The organism is Streptomyces misionensis (assembly GCF_900104815.1).
Classification (GTDB): Bacteria; Actinomycetota; Actinomycetes; order Streptomycetales; family Streptomycetaceae; genus Streptomyces; species Streptomyces misionensis.
In genome coordinates this window covers 39,764-53,670 of the sequence record NZ_FNTD01000003.1, presented here as the reverse complement: position 1 = coordinate 53,670, position 13,907 = coordinate 39,764, and the positions used below count along the sequence as shown (strand labels likewise).

At 73.9% G+C, this 13,907-nt stretch carries 13 protein-coding genes; 11 read left to right on the top strand and 2 right to left on the bottom strand.

What is annotated here, in order from left to right:
• Positions 1-129: 129 nt before the first annotated feature.
• From BLW85_RS00475 to BLW85_RS00440, 8 genes are all read left to right on the top strand, one after another.
• Entirely contained in the window at positions 130-1,104 is a 975-nt protein-coding gene (locus BLW85_RS00475) for an aromatase/cyclase (RefSeq protein ID WP_074989980.1), read from the top strand.
• Positions 1,097-2,644 carry a class I adenylate-forming enzyme family protein gene (locus tag BLW85_RS00470; protein ID WP_244174764.1) on the top strand — a complete coding sequence of 516 codons (1,548 nt, stop codon included), beginning with the start codon at positions 1,097-1,099 and terminating at the stop codon, positions 2,642-2,644. The genes BLW85_RS00475 and BLW85_RS00470 overlap by 8 nt, the downstream gene beginning before the upstream one ends.
• Positions 2,645-2,684: 40 nt before the next feature.
• A complete protein-coding gene (locus tag BLW85_RS00465) occupies positions 2,685-2,969 on the top strand; it encodes an antibiotic biosynthesis monooxygenase family protein (protein WP_074989979.1) in 285 nt (94 codons plus the stop codon).
• 60 nt (positions 2,970-3,029) lie between these two features.
• The gene (locus BLW85_RS00460) at positions 3,030-4,664 is read left to right on the top strand and encodes an FAD-dependent oxidoreductase (protein ID WP_074989978.1); all 1,635 of its coding nucleotides are present in this window, start codon (positions 3,030-3,032) and stop codon (positions 4,662-4,664) included.
• Entirely contained in the window at positions 4,661-5,443 is a 783-nt protein-coding gene (locus tag BLW85_RS00455; RefSeq protein WP_079172180.1) for an SDR family oxidoreductase, read from the top strand. The genes BLW85_RS00460 and BLW85_RS00455 overlap by 4 nt, the downstream gene beginning before the upstream one ends.
• Before the next feature lie 49 nt (positions 5,444-5,492).
• The gene (locus BLW85_RS00450) at positions 5,493-6,734 is read left to right on the top strand and encodes an FAD-dependent monooxygenase (RefSeq protein ID WP_074989977.1); all 1,242 of its coding nucleotides are present in this window, start codon (positions 5,493-5,495) and stop codon (positions 6,732-6,734) included.
• A gap of 35 nt (positions 6,735-6,769) precedes the next feature.
• Positions 6,770-7,549: a cyclase family protein gene (locus BLW85_RS00445; RefSeq protein WP_074989976.1), complete on the top strand. Its 780-nt coding sequence runs from the start codon at positions 6,770-6,772 to the stop codon at positions 7,547-7,549.
• A gap of 68 nt (positions 7,550-7,617) precedes the next feature.
• A complete protein-coding gene (locus BLW85_RS00440; RefSeq protein WP_074989975.1) occupies positions 7,618-8,055 on the top strand; it encodes a nuclear transport factor 2 family protein in 438 nt (145 codons plus the stop codon).
• Positions 8,056-8,310: 255 nt separating this feature from the next.
• On the opposite strand, the gene BLW85_RS00435 is transcribed toward BLW85_RS00440, so the two are convergent.
• Positions 8,311-9,162 (bottom strand): ABC transporter permease, encoded by an 852-nt coding sequence (locus BLW85_RS00435; protein WP_074989974.1) that lies wholly within the window; start codon positions 9,160-9,162, stop codon positions 8,311-8,313.
• The gene (locus tag BLW85_RS00430) at positions 9,159-10,115 is read right to left on the bottom strand and encodes an ABC transporter ATP-binding protein (protein WP_074989973.1); all 957 of its coding nucleotides are present in this window, start codon (positions 10,113-10,115) and stop codon (positions 9,159-9,161) included. The genes BLW85_RS00435 and BLW85_RS00430 overlap by 4 nt, the downstream gene beginning before the upstream one ends.
• Before the next feature lie 207 nt (positions 10,116-10,322).
• Between BLW85_RS00430 and BLW85_RS00425 the strand changes: the two genes are divergently transcribed.
• From BLW85_RS00425 to BLW85_RS00415, 3 genes are read left to right on the top strand one after another with little or no spacing between them, the layout of a single operon-like run.
• Positions 10,323-11,567, top strand: a complete 1,245-nt coding sequence (locus BLW85_RS00425) for a nucleotide disphospho-sugar-binding domain-containing protein (RefSeq protein WP_074989972.1) — start codon at positions 10,323-10,325, stop codon at positions 11,565-11,567.
• A 23-nt stretch (positions 11,568-11,590) separates the two neighbouring features.
• Positions 11,591-12,871 carry a nucleotide disphospho-sugar-binding domain-containing protein gene (locus BLW85_RS00420; protein ID WP_074989971.1) on the top strand — a complete coding sequence of 427 codons (1,281 nt, stop codon included), beginning with the start codon at positions 11,591-11,593 and terminating at the stop codon, positions 12,869-12,871.
• Entirely contained in the window at positions 12,868-13,845 is a 978-nt protein-coding gene (locus tag BLW85_RS00415) for an NAD-dependent epimerase/dehydratase family protein (RefSeq protein ID WP_074989970.1), read from the top strand. Before BLW85_RS00420 ends, BLW85_RS00415 begins: the two co-directional genes overlap by 4 nt.
• The last annotated feature ends 62 nt before the right edge of the window (positions 13,846-13,907 follow it).

Here is a 13,907-nt window from a genome sequence, read left to right as displayed (position 1 = left end):
CTACGCGGTCACCGGCCGGGCCCGCGGTCGACCGCTTCTCCAGCGACCTCCAAGACCGCGCTGCGAGCGTGCCACGCGGTGGCGAGCCACCTCAGCCACCTCATCAACGCATCGTCGGAAGGACTGGCCGTGTCGAAGCCGGAAGATCAAGTCGTCGAGCGCAGCGTCGTGGTGGATGCACCCGCGCACGACGTCTTCGACCTCGTCACCGACGTGACCCGCTGGCCGCAGCTCCTCACCGCGGTGGCTCACGTCGAGCGCACCGAGCGCTGCGACGACGCCGACGAGGTGCGGATCTGGGCCGTGCGCGGCACGGACCGGGTAGCCACCTGGACCTCGTACCGCACGCTGAACCGCGCGGCGCGGACCATCTCGTTCCGCAACGACCCGCCCGCGGGCCCGGCGGTGGAGTCCGGCGGCACCTGGGAGGTGACCGAACGCCCTGAGGGCGACAGCGTGCTGACCGTACGCCACCACTTCCGCCCGGCCGAGAGCGCGGACCCGGCCGAGGTCGAGGCGTTCGCCGCGGGCGTCGCCGAACACAGCGGGGCGCAGCTGAAGGAGCTCGCCCACGCCGCCGAGCACCGCGCGGAGCTGGAGCAGCTCATCATCTCCTTCGAGGACCCGCTGTTCATCGCGGGCAGCGTCGAGGACGCCTACGAACTGCTCCATCGTGCCGAGGAGTGGCCGGACCGCTTCCCGCACGTCACCGGGATCGACGTCACCGAGCCGGAGCCGGGCATCCAGTTCTTCGACATGGACACCGTCACCCCGGACGGCCGCGCCCACACCACCCGGTCGGTGCGCGTCTGCATGCCCGGCAAGATCGTCTACAAGCAGATCCGCCTCGCGCCGCTGCTCACCGCGCACACCGGGCACTGGCTGTTCACCCCCACCCCCGAGGGCGTCATCGCCGGCGCCCGGCACACCGCCACCATCAACCCGGCGAACCTGCACCTGCTCGCCCCCGGTGCCACCGTCCAGGACGCCCGCCGCTACCTGCGCAAGGTGCTCAGCGCCAACAGCGTGAGCAACCTGCGCTTCGCGAAGGAGTACGCCGAGGAACGGGCCGAGCGAGCCGCCCGGGAGCCCGGCCGTGCCTGACGTCACCACCGGGGACCGCTGGCGGGCCCCCCTCCAGCTGCCACAGCTTTCTCTCGGGGACCTGCCGGGCCGGGCGGCCCGGCGCTGGCCCGACCGTGTCGCGCTGCGCCTCGGCGAGCGCTCGCTCACCTTCGCCGAGCTGGACGAACAGGCTGGCCGCTGGGCGGCGGCGCTGGCGGCGACCCCCGCCGACGGTGCGGTGGGTGTGGCGACCGTGCTCGACCCGGTCTTCGCCGAGCTGTACTACGGGGCCGCGCGGGCCAGCCGCGCGGTGGTCACGCTCAACCCCTTGGTGCGCGGCGAGGCACTGGCCCACGTGCTGGCCGCCTCCGGCGCCCGGATCGCCTTCCTCACCCGTGAGATGGCCGAGCGGCTGGCGCCGCTGCGCGCGAAGCTCCCGGAGCTCCGCACCGTCGTCCTGCTGGACGCCCTGCCCGCCCCGGAGGCGTTGTTCGCCGCGGCGCCGGCCGCCACGCCCCCCGCGGCGCCGGCCGACGCGTCCGCCGCCCTCGACGCCACCGCATGCCTGCACTTCACCAGCGGAACGACAGGCGCGCCCAGAGCCGTTCGGCTCACCCACCGCGGGCTGACCGCCAACGCAGCCCAGACCGCCCAGGCACAGGGGCTGGACGACACCTCGGTCACGCTCAACCAGCTCCCGCTCTTCCACCTCATGCACCTCAACTCGGCGGTGTGGGCCGGGGCCACCCAGGTGCTGTGTCCCGCTGAGGACCCGGAGCAGGCGGTCGCGCTCGCCGACGCCCACGGCGCCACCCACTGGTTCAGCATCCCCGTGCGGCTGGCCCGGCTGGCGGCCGACCCGCGGCTGCCCGGGCTGAAGCCCCGTACCGTACGCGGCATCTTCTGCGGCGGATCGGCGCTGCCCGCTGCCCCGGCCCGGGCCCTCGCCGCGCACTTCGGTTTTCCCGTGGTGCAGGGGTACGGGCTCGCGGAGGCGTCCCCCACGGTCACGCTCGACCTGCCCGCCCGGCCCCGCCCCGGCTCCTGCGGGCCGCCGGTGGCGGGCACCGAGTGCCGGGTGGTGGACGTGGTGACCCAGCGCGTCCTCGGGGCCGGGGAGCGCGGCGAGATCCAGATCCGCGGGCCCCAGCTCATGGCGGGCTACCGGGACGGGGCGGACCCGAGCCCGTTCGACCCGGACGGCTGGTTCACCACCGGCGACATCGGCCACCTCGACGAGGACGGCTACCTGTACGTCACCGACCGGCTCGGCGACGTCTTCAAGTGCGACCACGAACTGGTCTCGCCCACGGAGGTCGAGGCGGTGCTTGCCCGCCACCCAGCGGTGCGCGACTGCGTGGTCTTCGGCCGCCCGGACCCGTTCCGCGGCGCCGTGGCCCACGCCCTGGTGGTGCTGCGCGACGAGGCCGCGCACACCGCTGCGGAGGAGCTGGCCCAGGCCGTCAACGCCGGACTCGCCCCCTTCCAGCGCATCGAGCGCCTGACGGTGGTCGACGCCGTCCCGCGCGGCCCCGGCGGCAAGGTCCAGCGCCGCCTGCTCGCCCAGCCCACCTCCTGATCCCTTCCCACCCCCGTCTCACAGAACGGAGAACGACGTCATGGCCACGCTCATCAACGAACTCAAGGTGACCGGCTCGGTCGAGGACTTCGAGCGCATCACCGCCGAGATCACCGCCTACATGCGACAGCAGCCCGGTTACGTCAGCCACCGGATGCTCCGCTCGCTGCGCCGCCCCGGCGTCTTCGTGGAGATCGCCGAGTGGGAGAAGCCGGAGGACCACGTCCGCGCCGTGCAGAGCGAGGGCTTCCGCACCCGGGTCCAGCAGCTCGCCGGCGTGATCGAGAAGCCGGCCCCCGACCTGTACGAGCCCGCCCACGCCTGACCGGGACGTACCCGGACCTCCGCGAGAAACCCCGAGAAGACAGAGGGAGGCTTCCTTCAAGTGCCGGAACCTATCGAGGTGCTGGTGGTCGGCGCGGGCCCGGTCGGGCTGACCGCCGCCCACGAGCTCACCAGGCGGGGTGTCCGGGTGCGCCTGGTCGACGCGGCCACGGCACCCGCCGTGACCAGCAGGGCGATCGCGGTCCACCCGCGCACCCTGGAGACGTACGACCAGATGGGCGTCCTCGGCGGGATGCTCGCCGCCTCGCGCCGCATCACCGCCTTCACCGTCTACCAGAACGGCCGCAGGCTCGCCCGGCTCGACGCCGACTACACCGCCACCCCGACCCGCTTCCCGTTCACCGTCACCCTCGAGCAGGTCGAGACCGAGCGGGTGTTGCGCGAGGCCCTGACGGAGCTGGGCGTCGAGGTCGAGTGGGGGGTGCGGCTTACCGGGCTCGACCGGCGGCCGGACGGGGTGACCGCCACGCTGCGCCACGCCGACGGCACCGAGGAGAACGCCGAGGTGCCGTGGCTGGTCGGCTGCGACGGCGGCCACAGCACCGTACGCAAGCTGCTCCAGCTGCCGCTGGTCGGCGAGTCCACCGAGACCTGGCTCATAGCCGACGCCACCGTCGAGACACGGCTGCCGCCGAACAGCATCTACCTGATCCGCGCCGAGGGCGGCACGCTGATGATGGCGCCGATGCCGGAGAAGAACCGGTGGCGGATGCTCGACACCGTCGACGTCTCCTACGACGGCGACGGCGACGCGGTCGCCGTCAGGTTCGCCCGCAAGCTCACCGCCGGCCTCGGCCACCCGGTGCGCGTCGGCACCCCGCGCTGGGTGTCGGTGTTCACCGCGCAGCAGCGCATGGTCCCGGCCATGCGCCGGGGCCGCGTCCTCGTCGCTGGGGACGCCGCGCACGTCCACAGTCCCGCCTCCGGCCAGGGCATGAACACCGGCATCCAGGAGGCGTTCAACCTGGCGTGGAAGCTCCAGCTCGCGGTCCGCGGGCTGGCGGCGGACGAACTGCTCGACTCCTACGGGACCGAACGCGTCCCCATCGGGCGGGCGCTGCTCGGCAACACCAAGCGCGCCACCCAGCTGATCTCGCTCAAGAACGCGCTCGCCGGGCTCGCCATGCCGGTCGTCTTCGGACTCGCCCAGCGCATTCCGCCGCTGCGGGTGAAGATGCAGCGCGCCGCGCTCGGCCGGGTCTCCGGGCTGAACGTCGCCTACCCCGACAGCCCCCTCACCGTCCCGGACGGCTCCCCCCTACCCGGCGGCCCGCGCCCCGGCGAGCGGGTCGCGCAGGTCGGCCCGGAGCAGGCCGCCGCCACCGGCTGGCGGGAACTCGTCGACCACCTGCGGGACGTGCGCTGGACCCTGCTCGTCTTCGGAGACCAGGGCGCCGAGACGGCCGCCGCAGCCCTGCGGTACGACACCGTGCTGTCGGTACGCACCATCGACGCCGGCGATCCGGTGGACGGCACCACGCCGCTGGCCGACCCAGGCGGCGCGCTCCGCACCGGACTCGGGGTCGGCGCCCGCGGCTGGCTGCTGATCCGCCCGGACGGTTATCTGGCCGCCCGCGGAACCGAGTTGACCGAAGAGGCGCTGCGCCGGGTGTTCGCCCCGGTGCTCGCCGATGCCATGCCCGACGAACTGATCCACCCCGGGAGGGTGTCGTGAGTACCGCAACCGAAGCTACCGAAGCCTCGACCCTGGGGCTCGACGGACGGGTCGCGCTCGTCACCGGCGCCTCGCGTGGGCTGGGCCGGGCCATCGCCCGCAAGCTGTGCGCCTCCGGGTGCACCGTCTACGTCAACTACGCCACCGGCGACGCCGACGCGCGCGAGGCCGTCGAGTCGATGCGCGGGCTCAAGGGCACCGCCGTCGCGGTCAAGGGCGACATCACCCACGCCGACACCCTCCTCCGACTGCTCGGCCGGATACGCCGGGAACAGGGCCGCCTCGACGTGTTCGTGCACAACGCGGCCTCCTTCCATCCCATGCCGACGCTGGCCGCCGCGGTGCCCGACGTGCACCGCGACATCGCCACCGCGATCGACCCGCTGCTGCACGGCGCCCCGTCGCTCGCCGAGGCGATGGCCGGCGGACCGGGGCGGGTGGTCGTCGTCTCCAGCCACGGGGCGCGCGCCGTGGTGCCGCAGTACGTCGGCCTCGGTCTGGCCAAGGCGGCTCTGGAGAACCTGGTGCGCTACCTCGCCGCCGAACTGGCCGGCCGGGGAATCGCGGTCAACGGCGTCTCCACCGCCAAGCTCGACAAGGGCGGCCCCGCCGCCCTCAACCCCGAAGCCGCCCGGGCCCTCGCCGCGCGCACCCCGGCCGGGCGGCTCACCCGCCCCGAGGACGTCGCCGACGCCGTCGCCCTGCTCTGCACCGACGAGGCGGCCTGGATCCACGGCCAGATCGTCGCCGTGGACGGCGGCTCGCACCTGCGGGCCTAGAGATGCGGCCCTGGACGCGGCGAGGACACCCGGAGATGAGAAGGACGCCGTGAACGACATCAAGACGGACGTGTGCGTGGTCGGGGGCGGCCCCGCCGGACTCGTCCTCGCACTACTGCTGCTCGGCTCCAGACTGCGGGTCACCGTCGTCGAGAAGAGCCGCGGCCTGGACCGCGAATACCGCGGGGAGATCCTGCAGCCCGGCGGCCTCGCCCTGCTGGACCGGCTCGGGGTGCTCGCCGGGGCACGCGAGCGCGGCGCCTACGAACTGCGCCGCTTCCGGCTCGCCGACGGCGACCGCGAGCTGATGGGCTTCGACTACGGCAGGCTACCCGCCCCCCACAACCACCTGCTCAGCCTGCCGCAGCGGCACCTGCTCGCCGCGCTGCTGGCGCACTGCGAGCGGTCCGACGACTTCCGGTACCTGCCCGGCCACCGCCTCTCCCGCCTCGTCACCGAGGGCGGCACCGTGCGGGGCGTGGTGGTCACCGGGCCCGGCGGGGAGCAGGCGGTGCACGCGGCGTGCGTGGTGGGCGCGGACGGCCGGTACTCCAAGACCCGGGCGCTCGCCGGGATCGAGAACCACAGGCACGACGTGTTCGACCTCGACGTGCTGTGGTTCAGGCTGCCGCGCGACGAGGGCCCCACCGGGGTCGTGCGCATCCAGCGCGGCGCGGGCGGGCCGGTGCTCGTCTACGACTCTTACCCCGGCAGCGTGCAGGTCGGCTGGACCCTGCCGCACGGCAGCTACCGGGAGACCGCCGCCCGTGGCATCAACCACGTCCGGGAGAGCGTCGCCCGCTCCCTGCCGGAGTACGCCGACGCCATCCGCCGCCAGGTCAGCGTCCTGTCCGACCTGACCCTGCTCGATGTGTTCGCCGCCCGCGCCGAGACCTGGGTACGGGACGGGCTCGTCCTCGTCGGCGACGCCGCCCACACCCACAGCCCGCTCGGCGCGCAGGGCATCAACCTCGCCGTCCAGGACGCCGTGGTGCTCCACCCGGTGCTGGTCGAGGCGGTCCGCGCGGGCGACACGAGCGCGACCGCGCTGTCCGCCTACACCAGGGCGCGCTCCGCCGACATCGACGCGGTGATGCGTCTGCAGCGGATGCAGAGCAAGGGGATGTTCTCCGCCGGCAAGGTGGCGGACGCCCTGCGCCCGAAGATCGCCCGGCTGGTGAGCCGCACGCCCATCGGCCGCCGGGTCACCCGGCGCATCGCCTACGGCAACCCGGACATCAGGATCCGCGAGGACCTCTTCGTCGGCAAGAGCTTCCTCCCCGCCGGCTGACCCCACCCGACCCCCTTCGACACCCGGAGACCAACGTGCGTTACATCGATCTCTCGACCCCCATCGACGCCTCGCAGTGGGAGCCCGAACCGGTCACCCACGAGATCGTCACGCCCGCCGAGGGCGCCCGGCACATGGCCAAGGAGATGCGGGACAACTTCGGCATCGAATTCGACCCGGCCGACCTGCCCGACGGCGAGCTGCTGTCCATCGACAACCTGACCCTCAACAGCCACACCGGCACCCACATCGACGCGCCCGCCCACTACGGCACCTGCGCCACCTACGGCGACGGCCGCCCGCGCACCATCGACGAGATGCCGCTCGACTGGTTCCACCGGCCCGCGTTCGTCCTCGACCTCACCGAGGCCGGCCCCGGAACCGTGGACGCCGGCTTCATCGAGAAGGAGCTCGCCCGCATCGGCTACCGGCCCCAGCCGTACGACATCGCGCTCCTCAACAGCGGCGCCTCCCGCCACGTCGGCAGCATGGCGTACTTCACCGAGTTCACCGGCCTGGACGCCTCGGCGACCAACCTGCTGCTCGACTTCGGTGTGAAGGTCGTCGGCACCGACGCCTTCAGCCTCGACGCGCCCTTCGGTCACATCCTGCGCCGGTACGCCGAGACGAAGGACAAGAGCGTGCTGTGGCCGGCCCACTTCACCGGCCGGGACCGCGAGTACTGCCAGATCGAGCGGCTCGCCAACCTCGACCAGCTCCCGCGGGCCCACGGGTTCACCGTCAGCTGCTTCCCCATCAAGATCGCCGGGGCCGGCGCGGGCTGGTCCCGCGCCGTGGCCATGGTCGAGGACTGATCCGTGCCCCGTCACCGCGCCGGGCCGCCGCGCCCGGCGCTTTCCATTCCCTTCCCCAGGAGCATCCGATGAACAGCCCCGACACCTTCGCCCGCCTGTACAGCGAGGTCCAGCAGTTCTACGCCGACCACTTCCAGCTGCTCGACTCGGGTGCCGCCGACGAGTGGGCGGCCACCTTCACCGAGGACGGCTTCTTCCACCCCGAGACGCTCCCCGAGCCGGTCCGGGGCCGCGCCGCCCTCGCGGCCGGCGTGCGCAAGGTCCACCAGGAGCTCACCGAGGCCGGCGAGCAGCGTCGCCACTGGCACGGCATGGTCTCGGTCGTCCCGCGCGAGGGCGCGGAGGTGCTGGACGTGCGCTGCTACGCCCTCGTCTTCGCCACCCCCCAGGGCGGCGCCCCGAGCCTTAGGCTCACCTGTGTCTGCGAGGACGTCCTCGTCCGCGTCGACGGCACCTGGCAGGTCAGCGAGCGCCGCGTCACCCGTGACGACCGCCCGCAGAGCTGACCAGGGGTCCGTACGCCCCTTCGGCGCCCCGGCGGTCCCACCGCCGGGGCGCCTGGCGTTTCCGCCCCGGCCCGTCCCTTTCCCCGTCGCGCTCGGAGGGGGTCCCGCCCCGGCACCCCCGGTGTCACGCGTTCCGGGCGGAGGAGGACGCCCCGTGCGGTGCGGGGAACCCCGTGACCGGCCGAGGACGGCCGCACGCGAAAGAACTCCGCGCCCCGGCAGGACCTGCCGGGACGTGGAGTCGATGACGGGGTGTCAGCCGGTCACCCGTCGCCTGAAGTTGCGCAGCGCCAGCCCGCCGAAGAGGACGATGCCGCCGGTCTGGGCGAGCAGGACGGCCCACACCGGCATGTGGCCGACGCCGGGCGTCAGCGCGGCCCGCAGGCCCTCACCCATGTAGACGACGGGGTTGGCCAGTGTGACGTACTGCAGCCAGGGGACCGCCCGCAGCTCGGACCAGGGGAAGTAGACACAGCCGAGCACGGTCAGCGGCGTGATCACCGCGGCGAAGAGGTGCTGGACCTTCTGCACGTCGAAGACGGTCCCCAGCAGCAGTCCCGTGCACGCGGCGAGCAGACTGGCCAGGAGCAACGCGGTGGCGAACAGCGGCCAGTTGTGGACGTGGACGTCGGGCGCCTGGCCGGGTGCGTGGACGAGCAGCACCACGGGGAAGACCACCAGGCCGGCCAGGAGCGCCTGGATCGCCGCGGAGACGATCTTCTGCACCGCGATCACCCACATCGGCACGGGCGCGAGCGCCCGGTCCTCCATCTGCTTGGTGTAGGTCAGCTCCATCAGCAGCGGAATCATGACCGCGGTGATCCCCTGCACGGCGATGGTGATCGCGACCAGCCCGGGCACCAGCACCGTGGTGAACCTCGGGGCCCCCGGGTGCTGGCCGCCGAATCCCCCCGCCAGTCCGATCTTGGGGAGCACATAGGCGAACCCGAAGGTGAACGCGAGCGGCTGCATCACGGCGCGCAGCGCCAGCGACCCCAGTTGGCGGCGGGTCACCCGCAGGTCGCGGCTCAGCAGCGCGGCGAAGGTGTGCCACCCGGTCGACAGCCGTCCGGCGCGTGGTGGAGAGACGATGGTGGTCGTGGTCATTCCCGGTACTCCCGTCCGGTCAGGTTGAGGAAGGCCGTCTCCAGGCTGGGCGGCAGCGTGGAGGCGTTGCGCACGGCGAGACCGTGGTTCAGCCCGACGGTGACGAGTTCGCCGAGCAGTCCGTCGGCCGGGGCGGCGGCGTGCACCCGCAGTTCCGGGCCGTCGGCCTCGACCCGGCGCACCCCGCGCAGCTTGCCCACCGTCTCCACGACGGCGTCGGCGATTGCGTCGTACGTCACCGTGATCACGCTGTCGGCGGCGGAGGACGCCTTGATGCCGGCCACCGTGTCGCAGGCGAGCACCTTGCCGTGGTCGACGACGGCGATCCGGCCGCACAGCTCCTCGGCCTCTTCCAGATAGTGCGTGGTGAGCAGGATGGTCTGGCCCGCGGCGTTCAACTCGCGCAGCAGCTCCCACAGGTTGCGCCGGGCCTGGGGGTCGATGGCGGCAGTGGGCTCGTCGAGGAAGAGCACGTCGGGGCGGTGCATCAGGGCACGGCAGACCATGGCCCGTTTCGACTGGCCGCCCGAGACGTGGTCGTCGAGGCGCTGCGCGACCTCGGCGAGGCCGAACCGCTCCAGCAGTTCCATCGCCCGGCGGCGCGACTCCCGGCCGCTCATGCCGAAGAACCGGCCGCGGTACTCCAGGTTCTCCAGCAGGTTGACGGCCCGGTCCATGGTGTTGGCCTGGGTCACCACGCCGATGCGCTGCCGCACCGCGACCGGGTCGCGGGTGACGTCGTACCCGGCCACGGTGGCGGTGCCGCCGGTGGGCACGATCCGGGTGGTGAGCATGCCGATGGTGGTGGACTTGCCGGCCCCGTTGGGCCCGAGCAGGCCGAAGAACTCCCCTGGCCGCACCTCCAGGTCCAGCCCGTCGACGGCTGGTACGGCATGCTTGTCGGCGGTGTAGACCTTGCGCAGTGCGCGGGTGCGGATCGCGGCGTCGCTCATGGCCGGCGTTCTCCTTCGGAAGCTGTCTGGGTGCCGCCAGCGGCCCGGCCATGCTGGCGGTGCACGGTGGAACACCGGTCCAGCCACCCTGGAGCCGCACGCCCCGGCCGGGTCCCGGTCCAGGGGGCTTCGACACAGGATCGAGGCCGCCCCGGCAGCATCCCCGCGAGGCGGGGCACGCCCGCCGGGGACGGGAGAGACCGCACGATGCGAGTGTTGTTCGTGGTGTCCGACTGGTTCACCCACTACGCGCCGATGATCCCGCTGGGATGGGCGCTGCAGAGCGGGGGGCACGAGGTACGGGTGGTCTGCCCGGCCGGGCAGGCCGGGCCGCTGGCCGACGCCGGGCTGACCCCGGTGCCGGTGCTCGGCGGCCTCGACATGGTGACCCAGACCCGGCTCCTCTACTACTGGCAGGCGCAGGGCGACAACCGGCCCTACCCGGGGATGCCGCTGCACCCCGTCACCGGGGAGGAACTCGCCTCGCTCGACGGTTTCTCCTACGACGCCTGGTTCGCGGAGCACAAGCGGGAGATCGCCGGCGCGGTGAAGGCCAACTTCACCGGCACGCTCGCGCACGCCCGTGAGTGGCGGGCCGACCTCGTCGTCCACGATCCGCTTAGCCTGGAGGGGCTGTTCGCCGCCAAGGCGACCGGCGTGCCCGCGGTGCTGCACGCCTGGGGGCCGGTCGGCACGGACGAGCAGGACCCGCTGCTGCGGCTGCTGCCCCCCGACCCGGCCGGGTTCTTCCCCCGGCACGGGCTGGGCGAGGCCGGCACCCACCTCGTTGACCACGTCGTCGATCCGTGCCCGGCGAGCCTCGCCCCGCCCACCCGGGCACACCGGCTGCCAGTGCGGTTCGTGCCCTACAACGGGCCCGGCGAGATGCCCGAGTGGGTGCTGGAGCCGCCCGCCCGGCCACGCGTCTGCGTCATCTGGGGGGCGTCGCTCACGCGGATGTTCGGGCCGCGCTCCTTCGTCGTCCCCGACATCCTGCGGGCCCTGGCCGGGCTCGACGCCGAGGTGGTGCTCACCGGCATCCCGCAGGACACCGCCGCGCTCGGCGCGGTGCCGGCCGGCGTGCGGGTGCTGGAGCGCTTTCCGCTGCGCTTCCTGCTGCCGACCTGCTCCGCGGTGGTGCACCACGGCGGCGCGGGGTCCACGATGACCGCGGTCGCCGCCGGGGTGCCGCAGCTCGCGCTCACCTTCGCCCCCGAACAGCAGGCCAACGGCGTGCGGCTGGCCGCCACGGGCGCCGGAGCCCACCTGCGGGGCGACCTCGCCGATCCGGCGGCGATCCGGCGGGAGGTGGCGCGGCTGCTCGACGATCCGTCGTTCGCCACGGCCGCCGCCCGGCTGCGCGAGGAGAACGCGGCCCGCCCCACCCCCGCCGACCTCGCCCGCACCCTGGCGGAGCTGGCCGAGGCCGGGTCCGTCGCCGCCGCCCGCTGAACCCCACCTTCTAAGGAACACCCATGCGCGTGCTGTTCACGGTCTCCGACTGGCCGGCCCACTACTTCCCGATGGTCCCGCTCGGCTGGGCCCTCCAGGCGGCCGGGCACGAGGTGCGGGTCGCCTGCGCGCCGTCCCAGGTGACGGCGGTGAGCGGCGCCGGGCTGAGCGCGGTCCCCGTCCTGGGCGACCTGGACATGGTCTTCCTCGCCCGGTTCCAGAACCTCACCGACATCCGGGCGGGCACATGGCGCTACCCGGAACTGCCGGGCCTGCACCCCGACACCGGGGAGGAGCTGGCCGGCCTCGACGGCTTCGACTTCGAGACGTACGCGACCGAGTGCCGGCGCCGCATCGCCCGCGAGACCGCGACCGGCGTGGCGGGCGTGCTGGAGCTGGTCCGCTCCTGGCGGCCCGACCTGGTCGTGCACGACCGGCTCAGCATGGAGGGCGTGCTGGCCGCCCGTGCGCTCGGCGTCCCGCACGTCGCCCACCTGTGGGGGCCGGTCGGCACCGCGGAGAGCGATCCGCGGCTGCATCCGCTGCCGGTCGATTACACCCGGGCCTTCCCCCGGAACGGACTGCCCGAGATGGGCCCCGAGCTGATCGAGTACGTCATCGACCCCTGTCCGCCGAGCCTGGCGCCGCCCACCCGGGCCACCCGACTGCCGGTGCGGTACGTGCCGTACAACGGTCCCGGGGCGATGGAGCCCTGGGCGCTGGAGCCGCCGGCCCGGCCGCGGGTGTGCGTGCTGTGGAGCAACTCGGTGAGCACCTCCTACGGCGCGGGCTCCTACCTCGCCCCGCGCGTGGTGCGGGCACTCGCCGGGCTCGACGTGGAGGTGGTGGTGCCGGTCCACCCCGACGACGCCGCGCGCCTGGGCGAACTGCCGCCCAACGTCCGTACGGTGGAGCGGTTCCCGCTCCACCTGCTGCTGCCGAGCTGCGCCGCGATCGTCCACCACGGCGGCGCGGGCACGGTGATGACCGCCGCCGCCGCCGGCGTACCGCAGCTCGCCCTCACCTTCGGACCCGAACAGGACGCGGACGGCGGGCGGCTCGCCGCCACCGGCGCCGGGCTGCACATCACCGGTGACCGGGCCACCGAAGCGGCGGTGCGCGGTGCGGTGGCGGCGCTGCTGGGCGGCCCCACACACCGCGCGGCGGCGGGACGGCTGGCGGGCGAGAACGCCGCCCGGCCGGTCCCGGCCGACCTGGTGGGTCCTCTGGAGCGGCTGGCCGCCACCGGCGAGCTGCCCGAACCCGCGGCGACCGGCCCGGCCGCGGCCGCCGGGCAGCCGTGACGGCCGACCCGGCCGGGCGCCGGGGCCCCGCCCTGGTGCTCGGCGCCACCGGCTTCGTCGGCCACCACGTGAGCGCCGCCTTCGAGGCCGCCGGGTACGAGGTCGTCATGGTCTCGCGCACCCCCGGCGGTCCGCCCGCCGAAGGGGCGTCCCGGGCCGTCGCGTTCGACCTGCTGGCCGCCTCCCCGCACGAACTCACCGCGCTGCTGCGGCGCGTCCGGCCGACGGTGGTGGTCAACGCCACCGGCGCGGTCTGGGACGTGTCGCCGCGCCAGATGGTGCGTGTCAACGTCGCCCTGGTGCGCAGGCTGGTCCGGGCACTGGAGGCACTCGACCGGCCCCGGCCGCGTCTGGTGCAGCTGGGCTCGGTTCACGAGTACGGGCCGGTGCCACCCGGCGCGGCCCTCGACGAGCGCGTCCCCGAGCGGCCCGGGACCGTCTACGGGCGCACCAAGCTGCGCGGCAGCCGTCTCGTGCTGGAGGCGACCGCCGCCGGCCGGCTCGACGCGGTCGTGCTGCGGATCTCCAACGTGGTCGGCCCCGGGACGCCGGGCAGCAGCCTGCTCGGCCGGGTGGCCGGGCAGCTGAGCGACGCCGCACTGGACGGCACGCCCGCCCTGCTGCGGCTCGCGCCACTGCGTGCCAAACGGGACTTCGTCGACGTCCGGGACATCACCGACGCCGTCGTCGCCGCCGCGGAGCGCCCGGTCACCGGGCGGGTGATCAACCTCGGCCGGGGCGAGGCGGTGGACGTGCGGTGGATGGTCGACGCCCTCGTCGCGGCCAGCGGCATCCCGGCCCGCGTCGTCGACGACACCGGCGACCAGCCGCGCCGGGCGGGTGCCGAGTGGCAGGAGATCGACCACTCGGCCGCCCACGCGGCACTCGGCTGGTCACCCCGGCGACCGCTGGAGGACGCCCTGCTGGCCCTGTGGCGGGACGTGGCGGACCGCCGGGCTTCAAGGGCTTCTTGAGCCCCTGCCCACACGGTGGAATCCGGTCGCGGCGACGCATGCCGCGCTCCGGCGACATACAG